The organism is Pedobacter sp. N23S346 (assembly GCF_048515415.1).
Lineage (GTDB): Bacteria > Bacteroidota > Bacteroidia > Sphingobacteriales > Sphingobacteriaceae > Pedobacter.
The window spans coordinates 79804-95072 of record NZ_JBLYEE010000006.1 but is presented as its reverse complement, the minus strand read 5'-3'; the positions used below and the strand labels follow the sequence as shown (position 1 = coordinate 95072).

Sequence of the window (15269 nt, the reverse complement as noted above, 5' to 3'; positions counted from 1 at the left end):
AATATCTTGTTATAATTAATGGCCACAGATTCGCAGATTAATATTTATCAATATATAATTAGCTGCCTAACTTCAAATCTATTTTCAATTTATAAACGTTCCATATTTAAAATAAACCTTGCCAGTGCGTTAAAATTGACACTAACTCCATCCATATCTTCTATATTTGCGATACACCAAATCCAATATCAGATATGGATGATTTTTTAGCGGCACGATCCCAAATGGCCTTATCATTAGGCTTCCACATTGTTTTTTCCTGTATTGGTATGGTAATGCCTTTTTTTATGGCAGTATCGCATTATAAATGGTTAAAAACTAATGATGAGGTGTATAAAAACCTGACTAAAGCATGGAGTAAGGGTGTGGCCATTTTCTTTGCTACGGGTGCCGTATCAGGAACAATGTTGTCTTTCGAACTGGGGTTGTTGTGGCCAAAATTTATGGAGCACGCCGGACTGATTTTTGGAATGCCCTTCTCTTTAGAAGGAACAGCTTTCTTTATCGAAGCCATAGCCCTAGGGTTTTTCCTTTACGGATGGAACAAACTAAATAAATGGTTCCACTGGTTTACCGGAATGGTGGTTGGAGTAAGCGGATTGGCATCAGGAATCTTAGTTGTTGCCGCTAATGCCTGGATGAATAGTCCGGCGGGATTTGATTTTGTAAACGGACAGTATCTCAACATCGATCCCATTCAGGCCATGTTCAATAAAGCCTGGTTCTCACAGGCACTACACATGTGTTTGGCAGCATTTACGGCAACTGGTTTTGCTGTAGCAGGGGTGCATGCCTTGATGATTTTAAGAAATCAAAATAAGGAATTCCATTCGAAAGCCTTTAAAATAGCGGCCATATTTGCATGTATTGGCGCTATATTACAACCACTAAGTGGCGATATTTCTGCAAAGGATGTGGCTAAAAGGCAACCAGCAAAACTTGCTGCAATGGAAGCGCTTTATAAAACAGAAAAGCCAGCTCCCTTACTTATCGGTGGAATTGTAAATGAAAAAGATAAAACGGTAAAGGGGGCTATTAAAATTCCTGGTGCATTAAGTTTTCTTGCGCATGGCGATTTTAAAGCCGAAGTGAAGGGATTAGATCAAATCCCTAAGGATGAGCAACCATCAGTAGCCATAACACATTATGCTTTCCAAATCATGGTTGGAATAGGTACGTTGTTGGCGCTCATTTCATTGGTGTATTTTATTAATCTTGTTAGAAAGAAATCTATTTTAGAGAAACGTTGGCTCCTGAAATTATTTGTGCTCGCCATTCCTTTAGGTTACGTAGCGTTGGAGGCAGGTTGGGTAGTTACAGAAGTTGGCCGTCAACCCTGGATCATTTATGGCATTATGCGAACCAAAGATGCCGTAACTCCGATGCCGGGAATTGCTTATTCATTTTACATTTTTTCAGCGATTTATTTGTCTTTAAGTATAATTGTAACTTTCCTTCTTTACCGGCAGATTAAAATGGTTCCGGTATTGTATAACGATTCTGCATCCGAAACCTCAAATCATTAATTATGGAATATGTTGTAATTACTTTTTTATGTTTGGGCATATTGCTGTACTTTTTACTTGGAGGAGCAGATTTTGGTGCCGGAATTATTGAACTTTTTACCTCCACCAAGAATAGAAGCAGAACCCGAAAAACCATGTATCAGGCCATTGGCCCGGTTTGGGAAGCCAACCACATGTGGCTCATTATTGCCATTGTAATTCTTTTTGTTGGTTTTCCGCACATTTATACCACCATGTCAGTTTATCTGCATATTCCTTTGCTCATTATGCTTGTTGGAATTATTGCCCGGGGTACAGCATTCGTATTTCGCCATTATGATGCGATAAAAGATGATATGCAGTGGCTTTACAATCGCATTTTCAAGTATTCCAGCTTTATCACGGCTTTATTTTTAGGTATTATTGCCGGCAGCTTAATTTCCGGGCATATTGATACGGAGGCTAAGGATTTCGTTTCTGCTTATATCTACAGCTGGCTCAATTGGTTTTCCATTGCGGTAGGCTTATTTACGGTTTCGCTTTGCGGTTTCCTGGCGGCTATTTATCTGATTGGTGAAACTGATGATACCCACGATAAGGGCAGGTTTATCAAAAAAGCCGAATACATGAATATTGCAGCGGTAGTATTTGGAGCTATGGTTTTCATTGCCGCACAGCTTGATAAAATTCCATTAATTGATTGGGTTTTTAAAAATCCTGTAGGCTTAAGCGCGATTATATTAGCAAGTTTATCGTTGATTTTACTTTGGTATCTTCTAATTAAGGGAAAAACCAAAGTGTTGAGGATTTTAGCAGGTTTCCAGGTTACGATGATTTTGGTAGCCATTAGTTACGCACACTTTCCCAATTTTATTCGCTTAAAAAACGGAGATGCGATTTCACTTTTCGAAACCGTTGGACCCGAGAAAACCATTTATAGTTTAGGCTTAGCGCTGTTGTTAGGGAGTATTTTGATTTTACCTTTTTTAGGTTATTTATTTTATAAGTTTCAGAAAAAGGAAGAATAGGTATCAGAAATTCGTCACTGCGTACTTTAATTTTTCATTAAAGTGTGGCAATCTAATTTCCTGAATTTTCTGAAAAGCAATTGCCATAGTTCTATTAAATATTTAAAAATCAAATAATTACAATAACTTCACTTATATTGATTTTTATGAAATAAATTATCCCCTCTAGATGATAGCAAGGTGGGAGAGTTATTTCATCCCTGGATTAGCACTTTGCTCTATGCCCCTGCTTCTGGCGTAGGAAATGATGGAAGGAGAAAAAGCCCCTATCCGCCTGATGGCACCTTTTCCCGGAAGGGAAAGGGCGAAAGATAAAACCATTTTTCGCACTCTGCAATTGGCACCTACTATTTCCACCCTGTTATCCGGCATAGGAGATGATGGAAGGAAAAGCCGTTGAAATTTTGCACCCACTTTCAAATACTTCAAACCCAAGGTAGCGCGAACGGCTCTTAAAATAAAATCTCTATTAAAACAAATCGAGTCCTTGTGCTACCGCCATTTAAATTTTGACGAGCTAATCCGACGTCAGATCCAAGCCTTGGGTTTTTGTTACTTTTGGGCCAAGCCAAAAGTAAAAGCCCTTCGGCGGCCAGCCGAGGCAAGGATAAAAGTGGTTGGTGAGCCACCAACCACTGGGTGGTTGTAGATGACAAGAAGCTATATCAATCTTGGGTTCTTCGTATTCTATTAATGTCTCTTAAATGGAAAAATAAATAAAGTACATACGTGACTAAGAATAGTACAGTAGGATAGATAAATGCCGGATAATTGTAAGCATTAAACGGTATATAAAATAAAGGAATTGTTATAGGTAATAAGATTAAGAAAAAAGCAATAACTTTTGAATTGATTTTTAACTGCTTCAATTCGTGTTTAATTAAAATTAAAACTAGACCCACAATTGCCAAAACTGATAGCAATTGATTTATCGTTCCTAAATCAAACAAAGAAAAAAGCAGGTAGAAAATAAGTGGAATGCCAATAATTTGACCTTTGATAATAATAAAACAATAAAAAATTACTGTTATAAATTTAAATATTGAGCTCGTTTTCAAAATTTTAGTTAATAACTAAATTTTAAAAAAGGAGCATCTGTTTCCAAATGCTCCTTTTAGAATATGTTCAATTGTTATTTATAATCCACCTTTTCTGGTTGATTTTCTTTGTACAGGCCAGGTTGCTGGTTTTCCAGTACGCTCATTGACTGGCAAATCTGTGGCTTTTTCTGTGGAAGTTTTTTCAGGATCTTCGCAAGCCATATAAACCATAATCGCTGCTAAAATTACATTGCTACGAATTTCATCAAAAACTAATTTGTCATAGCTATCGCGATTGGTGTGCCAGGTATAAGTTCCATAATCCCAGCTGGTAGAACTTAAGGAATAACCTAATGCACCTGCTGCTACAAAAGAAGCAAAGTCAGATCCACCTGCACCCGGCATGCCGGGGAAGCTTGTTTTAATCTGATTTTTAATTGTATCCGGAACGGCAGCTAACCAACGGGTGATGTAGTCTTTTGATTTCGCAAAACCTTGTCCACCGATATTAACCACGCGACCTGTTCCATTATCCTGATTAAATAAGGCTTGTAGATTTCCAACAATTTCCGGATGATCTTCAACGAAAGCTCTTGAACCATTTAACCCTTGTTCTTCGCTCCCCCAATGTCCTACTAAAATGGTACGTTTTGGATTCGGATAAAATTTCTTTAAAATACGCATGGCTTCCATCATCATAATGGTTCCAGAACCATTATCTGTAGCGCCACTTGCACCATCCCATGAATCGAAGTGAGCCGATAACATTACATATTCTTTGGGTTTCTGCTTTCCTTTTATTTCTGCAATGGTGTTGAAAGTTGGTACAGCACCTAGTTTTTTAGATTCTGATTCGATTTTAAGCATTGGCTTGTCACCATTTAAAGCCAGGCGGTACACTAAACCATAATCTTCCACTGATAAATCTAATGTTGGTACTTTAGTGGTATTGGCTCCAAATATTTTATCTACGCCAAATCCTTGCGACCAGTTATTAATCACCACGGCAACTGCCCCGGCATTTTCCAATGCCACAGGAAGTGTTTTTGCATTGTAACCCGTTTTAGCTATACCTGCTGTCCATAATTTCAATGCATCAGCTTTTTCTCTTTTGAATTTTTCGAACAAATCTTTTGTCGCAAATTCTTCCCAGTTCTTTTCCGGTCGGCCAGAAAGTTGGTTCATGGAAATCAGAACGATTTTACCATTTACACTTGGCAACCATTTCTGAAATGCTACCGAATCGGTAATTGTTGGAAGAACTATGGCTTCTGCATTGATCGTTTTTCCATTGGTAGATGGACTCCAGGCCAATTGTGTGCCTTCTAAAGTGCGTACTCTCGGGCTTACTAAATCAATATGTGTAATGCCGCGTTCCCAGCCAGCCCATTCGCCCCATTTCTCATTTTTGGCAGAAATTCCCCAGTCGCTGTATTTTTTTACCGCCCAATCATTGGCTTGTTTCATTTGTGGAGAACCCACTAAACGTGGCCCGACTACATCTAAAAGTTCGTGAGCGAGTTTTTCTAACTGGGTGTTTTCGTTTACTTCTTTTACAATGTTATCGATTACTTTTTTGTCTTGCGCAAAAGTGAAAGCGGAGGTAAATAGGAGTAAGGTTGGTAAGAGTAGTTTTTTATTCATAATAGGTTAGTTAATGATGTGCTAATTTAATGAATAAGCACCGTGGAAATGGATGTTAATGGAAATGTTGCAGATGGCACAAAATAAACCTATAAGGTCTTAAAGATCTTATAGGTTTTATATGGAAACAAAAAGCAGGACTGAATTAACCGAAGTTATTCAAGCCCTGCTTTTCTTATTATAGTTAGGGTTCATTTTGTCATTTGTTTATTAGGAGATTTGCACTAATGAACAAATGACTATTGAACTACTGAACCAATCTAATTATTCATCATTTTAATAAAAGCGCCAATTTTAGCCTTCATGGCTCTTCTATCCACAATAAAATCCAGGAAACCATGTTCAAGAACAAATTCTGAAGTCTGGAAACCTTTTGGTAAATCCTTTTTAATGGTTTCTTTAATTACCCTTGGGCCGGCAAAGCCAATTAATGCGCCTGGTTCTGCAATATTGATATCACCAAGCATCGCGTAAGATGCCGTAACGCCACCAGTTGTAGGATCAGTTAATAAAGAGATGTAAGGAATTTTAGCCTGACTCAATAAGGCAAGTTTCGCCGAGGTTTTAGCCATCTGCATTAGTGAAAATGCAGCTTCCATCATTCGTGCGCCACCTGATTTGGAAATCATTAAAAATGGAACCTTGTGTTTAATGCTATAATCGATTGAACGGGCAATTTTTTCACCAACTACCGAACCCATAGAACCACCAATAAATGCAAAATCCATACAGGCAATTACCAATTCCTGCCCTTCAATTTTACCAACGCCAGCACGAATGGCATCTTTTAAACCAGTTTTAGCCTGGCTTTCTATGATTCTTTCGGTATAAGGTTTATTATCATTGAAGTTTAAAGGGTCGCCAGATGTGAGGTTGGCAAATAACTCTTTAAATTCGTTGTTGTCAAATAGAACTTCAAAATATTCTTTAGAACCTACTCTCAAATGGTAATCGCAGTAATGACAAACGTATTTGTTTTCCTGCAATTCTGTTTGATGTAGCGGTTTTTTGCAATTGGGACATTTATTCCACACACCATCCGGTGCCTCTTTTTTCTCTTCTGTTGTGGTGATGATACCTTTATTTTCTCTCTTAAACCAAGCCATATAATTTTTTAAAGAATTGGATTGCAAAGAAACGAAAAATATAATAAAGTAGACCCTTATTATCAGTAAAATAGTCATTGGCCAATAGTTAACTTGCAATTAGAGAAATGATCCGTATTTAATTAAAAGCTGCCCTCTCGGTTTGCGAACTGGAAATTGCCGGCAAGAGTGTGTAGTTTCTACACTAAGGATAATGTGATTTTTACACTAAACAGCCTCTATTTAGTTGTTAAGCAAATAATTCTGTTGTTACAAAAGCTTGGAATGTTATTTTTTTTTATAACTTCGGACTTAATAAAATTAACAAGAGATGAGTTTAAAAGGCTACAAAGGCGTAATTTACGGAGATGCCGTTCAAGAATTATTTGAACAGGCTAAAAAACATCAGTTTGCTTTACCAGCAGTAAACGTAACCGGTACAAATACGGTTAACGCGGTATTGGAAACTGCTAAGGCAGTAAATTCGCCTGTTATGATTCAATTATCTAATGGTGGTGCGCAATTTTACGCAGGTAAATCTTTAGATAATGAGAAATTACAGGCATGTATTCTAGGTGCAGTATCTGCAGCTAAACATGTACATTTATTAGCAGAGCATTATGGGGTTGCTGTGGTTTTACACACAGACCATGCTGCAAAAAAATTATTGCCCTGGATTGACGGCCTTTTAGATCACGGTGAAAAATTCTTCGCTGAAACAGGAAAGCCTTTGTTTTCTTCGCATATGTTAGATCTTTCTGAAGAATCTATCGAAGAAAACATGGAAATTTCTGCGAAATACCTGGAACGCATGTCTAAAATGAACATGACGATCGAAATTGAATTAGGTGTTACCGGTGGTGAAGAAGATGGTGTGGATAATAGCGATGTTGATAGTTCAAAATTATATACTCAACCAAGTGAAGTTGCTTATGCTTACGAAGAATTGAGCAAAGTATCGCCACGTTTTACGGTTGCTGCGGCATTTGGTAATGTTCATGGTGTTTATAAACCAGGTAACGTGAAATTACAGCCTGTTATTTTGAAAAACTCTCAGGATTTCGTGAAAGAGAAATTTGCATTAACGGCTGAGAAACCAATTAACTTTGTATTCCATGGTGGTTCTGGTTCTTCTCAGGAGGAAATCAGAGAGGCAATTTCTTATGGCGCCATTAAAATGAATATTGATACAGATATGCAATGGGCATTCTGGGAAGGTATTTTAGAATATTACAAAAAGAACGAAGCTTTTCTTCAAGGCCAGATTGGTAACCCTGATGGCGATGATAAACCAAATAAGAAATATTACGATCCACGTGTTTGGTTACGTAAAGGTGAAGAAACATTTGTAAAGCGTTTAACTGCAGCATTTGAAGATTTAAACTGCATCAACGCAAACGATAAACTGTAAGTAAATTTGATTTTTGATATTAAATAATCTTATTCAATCATTCAAAAATCATTCATTCAGTAATTAAATAAAAGCGCCATTGGTTGGAAAACTTATGGCGCTTTTGTTTGTTTTTATAATTACATTTAAGGAAACGAAATGTGATGATAAAACCTAAAACCAACGTTAAAAAGAATAATTTTTTCGAGAAATTTGCTAATGCAGCAACCAAATTCACAGGCAGTTCTTTTGCTTTTATTGCGGCTACCTTAATCGTCTTAATATGGGCGGTAACAGGTCCGGTATTTCATTATTCGGAAACCTGGCAGCTGGTGATTAACACCGGAACAACAATTATTACTTTCCTGATGGTTTTTCTGATCCAGAAAGCGCAAAATAAAGATGGGAAAGCCATTCAGTTGAAATTGAACGAACTCATTGCTGCTCAGCAAGGTGCGAGTAACCGCATGGTTGATATTGAAGATCTGAGTGAGCAGGAACTGGATCAGTTACATAAATTTTATGTTACGATTGCTACACTTGCCAAAAAAGAGGCCGATATTCATTGCTCACATTCCATTGACGTTGCAAAGGAATTGAATGAATCGAAATTAGAAACAAATAAACATTTTAAACACCATAGACCATGAGTTTACAGGTTCAAAAAGTTATCCACCCGGAAGAGTTAGATAAAGTATTCGCCATACGTAAAATTGTTTTTGTTGATGAACAAAGTTGTCCGCCAGAATTGGAATGGGAGCATGAAGAGGAATCTATCCATTTTTTAGCCACTCATAATGGTCAGCCATGTGGTGCCTGCCGTTGGAGAAAAACTGATGCAGGTTATAAATTAGAGCGTTTTGCCGTGCTCAAAGATTTTAGAGGGCAGGGTGTAGGAAGGGCTTTAATTGCCGAAGCATTATCTGATTTACCAGAAGATGCTCATTATATTTACTTGAACTCGCAGCTTGATGCCATGAGCTTATATGCTAAATTTGGCTTTGTTGCGGAAGGAGAGCAGTTTGAAGAAGCGGGGATTCAGCATTTTAAAATGGTGAAGAAGGTTTAACTTTTATTAGCCACGGAAACACGGAATACACAGAATTTTTTCCGTGAAAATCTGTGTTTCTGTGGCAAAAGAAGGAGGCTACCTAAATACCTTCCCTGATAAAACCATTGCCTCATTCCATTTATCCATATTCAGATTTAAGTTCTCGCCTTTAGAATTTAAAAAACTTATTACCTCTTCTGTTGCAATGTTTCCGGTTAAATCATCTGCAGCCATCGGGCAACCACCAAAGCCCTTCAATGCACTATCGATTCGTTTGACGCCAGCATGATAAGCTGCTTCGATTTTTTCGAACCGCTCGGCAGGGGTGGAGTGCAAATGGATGCCAATTTCTGTATGGCTAAATCTTGATAAAAGCTTTGGTAAAATTTCGTTTATTTTTTCAGGGGTTGAAATGCCCACCGTATCTGCGAGAGAGATAATTTCCACGCCTTTATCTACCAAAACATCTGCCCATTTTTCTACAATTTCATAATTCCATTCATCGCCATAAGGATTTCCGAAACCCATAGATAAATAAACAACAGCCTTTTTGTTGTGTTTAACACATAAAGAAAGCATTTCTTCTGCGGTTACTAACGACTGCTTAATGCTGGAATTGGTATTTCTTTGCTGGAAGGTTTCTGAGATAGAGAAAGGGAAACCCAGGTAGCTAATCTCCTGATGTTTGATAGCTGTTTCTACCCCCCTCAAATTAGCAACTATAGCTAAGAGTTTGGTGTTGGTAGCATCCAAATCCAGATTAGCCAGAACCTCAGCTGTATCTGCCAACTGTGGAATTGCTTTCGGGGACACAAAACTGCCAAAATCGAGCGTATCAAATCCAACCTGCAAAAGCAAATTCAGGTATTGAGACTTTAATGCTGTAGGCACAAAATCGTGTAATCCCTGCATGGCATCACGCGGACATTCGACTAATTTGAATTCGGTTTGGCTCATTGTTTCAGGATCGTTTAACGGCAAAATGCGCAAAGTTTTTCGCAAAGAAAAGAAGTAATGGTAAAATTAAAGTATAATATGTGAGTTGCCTAAAGACTAAAGCTATGCTAACGATCTCTAATAAACGAAAAACGACTTGCGAAAAACGTTCAACGCCCTCCCTAATTAACTTCCTTCACACGCTCTGCTTCCTGACGGTAATCAACACTTCTATCCTTAACAAATGTTCTGATGATTAATCTGGTTCCTCGATCGTAACTAAAATAACTCCAGAGCCAATTTACGAAAACAATAATTTTATTTCTAAAACCAACTAAACTCATCAGGTGGACAAACATCCAGGTAAACCAAGCAAACACACCTTGAAAACGGATTTTACCAATATCTACAACCGCTTTATTTCTGCCTACGGTAGCCATAGAGCCTTTATCAAAATATTTAAAGGGTTCTAAAGGCTTGTTCTCCTTGATGTTAACCAGGTTTTTAGCCAGTTGATGTCCTTGTTGTATGGCAACAGGCGCTACTCCGGGATGGCCATTTGGGGTTTCATCATTAATGATTGAAGCAACATCTCCGATAGCATAAATATTTTGATAACCTACAATAAGGTTTTGAGTATCTGTTTTCAGGCGACCACCACGAACAACTTCAGCACGCTCTAAACCAGCGACTAATTCACCTTTCACTCCTGCACTCCAGATTACGGTTGAAGCCATAACAGGGGCTTTATCTTGTAAGGTGAGTGTTAATCCATCGTAACCCAAAACCCGGGTTTCATTCATCACCTGGACACCCATTTTAATTAAAAATTCTTTGGCCTTTACTTGTGCCTGCGGCGACATGGGACCTAATAATTCCGGTGAATTTTCAATCAGATAGATATTCACTTTGCTTAAATCCATCTCTGGATAATCATTTGGAATCACATGCTTTTTAAGTTCTGCAATGGCGCCAGCAGTTTCAACACCAGTTGGTCCGCCGCCCACAACAACAAAGTTTAACAAGGCATTTTTTTTAGTTACATCAGTTTCAATGAGCGATTTTTCGAAGTTTTGTAAGATCATGCTCCTTAAATCCAGTGCTTCAGGAATAGATTTCATTGGCATAGAGTTTTGTTCAATCTCTTTATTGCCAAAAAAGTTACTTGTAGAGCCAGTAGCGAGCACCAGATAATCGTAACACACATCGCCGATATCGGTCTTTAAACAATTTTTCTCCGAATCGATTTCAGTAACCTTCGTTACCCTGAAAATAAGATTTTTTTGTCCCTTAAAGATTTTACGAAGCGGGAAGGCAATAGATTCTGCTTCCAAACCTCCGGTAGCTACCTGATAAAGTAGCGGTTGAAAAGTATGGTAATTATGTTTATCTAACATCACTACTTGGAAAGGTTTGTTTTTCAGTCGCTTAGCAAGCTCAATTCCGCCAAATCCACCACCAACAATTACTATTCTAGGGTATTCACTTTTAGGAAGCTGTAGATCCATTCTGTATCGGTTTATTCTTTTGCTAATCTAACAAATAGATATTGAAAAGGTTTAATGAATGAGGTTCAGAGAGTTTTCTATCTTCTCTTAGGCCCGATGGTAGGGGGTGATAGATGTAGGGGCAGTTTTTTCCGCTGCGCTGGCATGCCGCCGAAGGGCTTCTTCTTTATCCTTTATGATAAAGAAGCAAACAATCAAGGCTTGGATCTGATGTCGGATGAGCTCGTCGAAATTTAAATGGCGGTAGCACAAGGGCTCGATTTGGTTTGTAATAAAGATTTGTTTTAGGAGCCGTTCGCGCTACCTTGGCTTTGAGGTATTTGAACGTTTGTGCAAAAATTTCAACAGCTTCTCCTTCCATCATCTCCTAGGCCGGATAGCAGGGTGGAAATGGCGGTGCCGATTGCAGGGTGTGATAGATGTAGGGGCAGTTTTTTCCGCTGCACTGGCTTGCCTTGGCTAGCCGCCGAAGGGCTTCTTCTTTATCCTTGATGATAAAGAAGCAAACAATCAAGGCTTGGATCTGATGTTGGATGAGCTCGTCGAAATTTAAATAGCGGTAGCACAAGGGCTCGATTTGGTCTGTAATCGAGATTTGTTTTAGGAGCCGTTCGCGCTACCTTGGCTTTGAGGTATTTGAACGCTTGTGCAAAAATTTCAACAGTTTCTCCTTCCATCATCTCCTAGGCCGGATAGCAGGGTGGATATAGCAGGGTGCCGATTGCAGGGTGTGATAGATGTTTTTTTCTTACGCATTCTCCCTCCCGGGGAAAGGTGCCGAGAGGCGGATAGGGGGCCGGCTTCTACTTCCATTATTTCCTATGCCATAATAAATCCCCTAAAACTTAAACAGAATGAGGCGCATAAAAAAAGCGTCCCGATTACTCGGAACGCTTTTTTTTAAGGATCTTAATTTCTTATTTTTTCTTTTCTGCAGAACTACCTAAATCAATTACGATAGGAGTAGAGATGCATAATGATGAGTACGTACCAATAATACGACCGATCAATAAGGCAAAGATAAACCCGCGGATACTGTCTCCACCGAAGATAAAGATTACCAATAACACGAAGAACACCGTTAACGAAGTTAAAATGGTACGACTTAAGGTACTGTTCAATGCAAAATTGATTAAGTTATTACGCTCTTCGCCATGTAAATCTTCTTTACCAGATTCTTTTAGTTTCTCACGGATACGATCGAATACCACAACTGTTTCTGTCATGGTGTAACCCATTACAGTTAAAATCGCTGCAATAAAATCCTGACCGATTTCTAATGAGAATGGCATCACGCCATCTAAAATCGTGTAGAAAGACAATACCATTAAAACATCATGCGCCAGTGCAATTACTGCACCTAAACCATACTGCCATTTTTTGAATCGAACAACAATGTAGATAAACATGAAAATACATGAAATCAACACGGCATAAAATGCACCGTTTACAATATCACTGGCAATAATCGGGGTAACTTTTTGAGAACTTACCACTTCATATTTGGAACCAGCTAAGCCTTTATTCAAGGCATCTTCAACAACTTTATCCGTTTTAACATCCTGATCTTCGATGTGGTAAGTGGTCGTGATTTTTACCTGATTATCTTCACCAGCAGTTTTAACCTCTGGGGTTTCATCTCCAAAAACAGATGTTAATTTTGATTTTAAATCTTCAGTATTTACTGCATTATCGAAGTGAACTAAATAAGTTCTGCCACCTTTAAAATCAACACCAAGATTTAAACCGCCATTTTTGAAGTACATCCCGATACCTGCAATGATAATTACAGTAGAAATGATGTAATAAATTTTACGACGACCTACAAAATTGAATGCTAAATTTTTAAATGCATTACGGGTGAAGTTATTATCGAAACTGATTTCGACTTTACGATCTAACATCCCCTCAAATACCACTCTTGAAATGGCAACTGCTGCAAATAATGATGAAAGAATACCAATACATAAGGTAGTTGCAAAGCCCTGAACCGGACCGCTACCAAATACGTAAAGAATAGCACCTAATATGAATAATGTAACGTTCGAATCGATAATAGAAGGCATTGCATGCTTGAAACCTTCTTTAATTGCTAACGAAACTGTTTTACCGTGGGCAAGTTCTTCACGTACACGTTCGAAAATCAGGATATTCGCATCTACTGATAAACCAATCGTTAGTACGATACCAGCAATACCAGGCAATGTTAACACTGCACCAAGTGATACTAAAATACCAATGATGAAGAATAAGTTGATTAACAAAGCAAAGTTAGCCACCCAGCCTGCACGGTGGTAATATAAAGCCATGAAGATCAGGATCACAATAAACGCAATCACGAAAGAGATTAAACCATCGTGAATAGCTTGTGCACCTAAAGTAGGACCAACCACGTAGCTACCAGCAATACGTGCCGGAGCTGGTAATTTACCTGCTTTTAAGATGTTAGATAAATCTTTCGTATCTGCTTGAGTAAAGTTACCAGTAATTGAAGATACACCACCAGCAATTTCATTCTGAACAGTAGGTGCAGAATAAACCTGATTATCTAATACAATAGCGATAGATTTTTTATTGTTTGCATCAGCAGCAGCTTCAGCAGTAATTTTTTTCCATTTCGCAGCACCTTCGCTGGTCATGTACATGGTTACCTCTGGCTTACCTTTTTGATCGAAATCATCTTTCGAATCACTAATGGCCTCGCCACCTAAATCAGGTTTACCATCAGCACTTACTGCTTTAATAGCATAAAGTTCGAAAACTTTAGAACCTTCTCTTGGTTTAACGCTCCACATAAATTTCATCGTAGATGGAATTGCAGCAGCAACCTCAGGCAATCTTAAATATGAATTAACTTTAGCAGTATCTTTTTGTAAAGACATACCCACAACAGCACCTGGCATTAATTGTTGTTGTCCGTTTTCTCCCTGGTAAACAGGAAGGCTAAGCACAGCATATAATGGGTTAGATTTTGCTAACTCCGCTTTTACAACAGTAGAATCTTTTTTACCTAAACCAGCAAGCTTACCACCTTTAGCAGTAGTATCTTTCGTTGCTGCTTTTTCTAAGCCAGCCAATTTGCCACCAGCAGGAGCTGCTGTGGTATCTTTAGCTGTTGCTGGCGCATCAGCTTTTAAAGTGGCCGCTAATGTTTTGTTAATGTTTTCAAGCAAAGGAACAACTTCCTGAACCTGGTATACTTGCCAAAATTGTAATTCGGCAGAACCTTGTAGAAGTTTAGCAATACGCTCTTTATCTTGTACACCTGGCATTTCGATTAAGATACGGTTACTACCTTCTTGTTTTTGCATGTTCGGGCTTACTACGCCGAAACCATCAATACGAGAACGTAAAACAGTAAATGAACGATCAATAGCGCTGGTTGCTTCTTTTTCTAAGAAAGATTCAACTTCGTTATTGCTTGCGCTGGGTTTTAACTGAGATGCATTGTCTTGATTAGAGAAATAATCTGCAAGCTTAACACCTGGGCTTAATTTTTCGAATTCATCAACAAAAATTTTGATGTAATCTTTACCACCGGCGTTTAATTGGATTTGTGCATTTTGAACCGCTTTGTTAAAGTTAGCATCAGTAGGGTTGCCCGCTAAAGATTTAACCAATTCTGCTAACGATATCTCCATCGTTACGTTCATACCACCTTTTAAGTCTAAACCTAAATTAATCTCTTTAGCTTTAACTTCCCCGTAAGTAAACCCAACAACTGGATACACTTTCTCGGTACTCATCGAATCTAAATAAGCTTTTTCTTTAGCTAGATCACCCTTCGCATAGTCTTTGGCGGCTTTTTCTACATTGGATGCTACCAAAGTAAAAGAGAGCGCATACGCACAAACGATAGCTAAAACTATCGCTATAAACTTAATAAAACCTTTTCCTTGCATTGTTTGTTTAAAATAATTTGTCTTTCGCTGTTTTTTAACAAGTCGGCAAATCTAATTAAATTTTTAAATTATAGAACCCCTTAACTGATAATTTATTAAGATTAATTTCCATTAGCGCATAATACCAATGCAATCGTTACGTTCCATCCATTTTAATGATCAAATTATACCAGTTGATTC

At 38.2% G+C, this 15269-nt stretch carries 11 protein-coding genes; 5 read left to right on the top strand and 6 right to left on the bottom strand.

What is annotated here, in order from left to right; translation table 11 throughout:
• The first annotated feature begins 194 nt into the window (after positions 1-194).
• Both ACN1CD_RS12270 and ACN1CD_RS12265 read left to right on the top strand, forming a co-directional pair.
• A complete protein-coding gene (locus ACN1CD_RS12270; protein ID WP_419130682.1) occupies positions 195-1526 on the top strand; it encodes a cytochrome ubiquinol oxidase subunit I in 1332 nt (443 codons plus the stop codon).
• Between the two features lie 2 nt (positions 1527-1528).
• A complete protein-coding gene (locus tag ACN1CD_RS12265) occupies positions 1529-2533 on the top strand; it encodes a cytochrome d ubiquinol oxidase subunit II (protein WP_419130681.1) in 1005 nt (334 codons plus the stop codon).
• A 189-nt stretch (positions 2534-2722) separates the two neighbouring features.
• Here the strand turns inward: ACN1CD_RS12265 and ACN1CD_RS12260 are convergent, their stop codons facing one another.
• From ACN1CD_RS12260 to accD, 3 genes are all read right to left on the bottom strand, one after another.
• Entirely contained in the window at positions 2723-2962 is a 240-nt protein-coding gene (locus tag ACN1CD_RS12260) for a hypothetical protein (protein WP_419130680.1), read from the bottom strand.
• Between the two features lie 707 nt (positions 2963-3669).
• Positions 3670-5217 carry a M20/M25/M40 family metallo-hydrolase gene (locus ACN1CD_RS12255; protein ID WP_419130679.1) on the bottom strand — a complete coding sequence of 516 codons (1548 nt, stop codon included), beginning with the start codon at positions 5215-5217 and terminating at the stop codon, positions 3670-3672.
• A gap of 260 nt (positions 5218-5477) precedes the next feature.
• On the bottom strand, positions 5478-6323 hold the full coding sequence (gene accD / locus ACN1CD_RS12250; RefSeq protein ID WP_419130678.1) for an acetyl-CoA carboxylase, carboxyltransferase subunit beta: 846 nt from the start codon (positions 6321-6323) through the stop codon (positions 5478-5480).
• 310 nt (positions 6324-6633) lie between these two features.
• On the opposite strand from accD, the gene fbaA reads away from it, so the two are divergent.
• The 3 genes from fbaA (at position 6634) to ACN1CD_RS12235 (ending at position 8761) form a co-directional block, all read left to right on the top strand.
• Positions 6634-7713: a class II fructose-bisphosphate aldolase gene (gene fbaA / locus ACN1CD_RS12245; protein WP_154279366.1), complete on the top strand. Its 1080-nt coding sequence runs from the start codon at positions 6634-6636 to the stop codon at positions 7711-7713.
• Between the two features lie 143 nt (positions 7714-7856).
• Positions 7857-8342 carry a low affinity iron permease family protein gene (locus ACN1CD_RS12240; protein ID WP_419130677.1) on the top strand — a complete coding sequence of 162 codons (486 nt, stop codon included), beginning with the start codon at positions 7857-7859 and terminating at the stop codon, positions 8340-8342.
• Complete coding sequence (locus ACN1CD_RS12235; RefSeq protein ID WP_419130676.1) at positions 8339-8761, top strand: GNAT family N-acetyltransferase; 423 nt, start codon at positions 8339-8341, stop codon at positions 8759-8761. The genes ACN1CD_RS12240 and ACN1CD_RS12235 overlap by 4 nt, the downstream gene beginning before the upstream one ends.
• Before the next feature lie 78 nt (positions 8762-8839).
• On the opposite strand, the gene ACN1CD_RS12230 is transcribed toward ACN1CD_RS12235, so the two are convergent.
• The 3 genes from ACN1CD_RS12230 to secDF form a co-directional block, all read right to left on the bottom strand.
• The gene (locus tag ACN1CD_RS12230) at positions 8840-9700 is read right to left on the bottom strand and encodes a hydroxymethylglutaryl-CoA lyase (protein ID WP_419130675.1); all 861 of its coding nucleotides are present in this window, start codon (positions 9698-9700) and stop codon (positions 8840-8842) included.
• Between the two features lie 161 nt (positions 9701-9861).
• The gene (locus ACN1CD_RS12225) at positions 9862-11187 is read right to left on the bottom strand and encodes an NAD(P)/FAD-dependent oxidoreductase (RefSeq protein ID WP_419130674.1); all 1326 of its coding nucleotides are present in this window, start codon (positions 11185-11187) and stop codon (positions 9862-9864) included.
• A 917-nt stretch (positions 11188-12104) separates the two neighbouring features.
• Positions 12105-15089, bottom strand: a complete 2985-nt coding sequence (gene secDF / locus ACN1CD_RS12220; RefSeq protein WP_419130673.1) for a protein translocase subunit SecDF — start codon at positions 15087-15089, stop codon at positions 12105-12107.
• Positions 15090-15269 lie beyond the last annotated feature (180 nt).

Excerpts from the sequence above, each read along its gene's own strand:
- ACN1CD_RS12255 (WP_419130679.1), bottom strand. The coding sequence starts at position 5,217 with ATGAATAAAAAACTACTCTTACCAACCTTACTCCTATTTACCTCCGCT.
- fbaA (WP_154279366.1), top strand. The coding sequence starts at position 6,634 with ATGAGTTTAAAAGGCTACAAAGGCGTAATTTACGGAGATGCCGTTCAA.
- ACN1CD_RS12240 (WP_419130677.1), top strand. The coding sequence starts at position 7,857 with ATGATAAAACCTAAAACCAACGTTAAAAAGAATAATTTTTTCGAGAAA.
- ACN1CD_RS12270 (WP_419130682.1), top strand. The coding sequence starts at position 195 with ATGGATGATTTTTTAGCGGCACGATCCCAAATGGCCTTATCATTAGGC.
- ACN1CD_RS12230 (WP_419130675.1), bottom strand. The coding sequence starts at position 9,700 with ATGAGCCAAACCGAATTCAAATTAGTCGAATGTCCGCGTGATGCCATG.
- ACN1CD_RS12225 (WP_419130674.1), bottom strand. The coding sequence starts at position 11,187 with ATGGATCTACAGCTTCCTAAAAGTGAATACCCTAGAATAGTAATTGTT.
- ACN1CD_RS12235 (WP_419130676.1), top strand. The coding sequence starts at position 8,339 with ATGAGTTTACAGGTTCAAAAAGTTATCCACCCGGAAGAGTTAGATAAA.
- accD (WP_419130678.1), bottom strand. The coding sequence starts at position 6,323 with ATGGCTTGGTTTAAGAGAGAAAATAAAGGTATCATCACCACAACAGAA.
- secDF (WP_419130673.1), bottom strand. The coding sequence starts at position 15,089 with ATGCAAGGAAAAGGTTTTATTAAGTTTATAGCGATAGTTTTAGCTATC.
- ACN1CD_RS12265 (WP_419130681.1), top strand. The coding sequence starts at position 1,529 with ATGGAATATGTTGTAATTACTTTTTTATGTTTGGGCATATTGCTGTAC.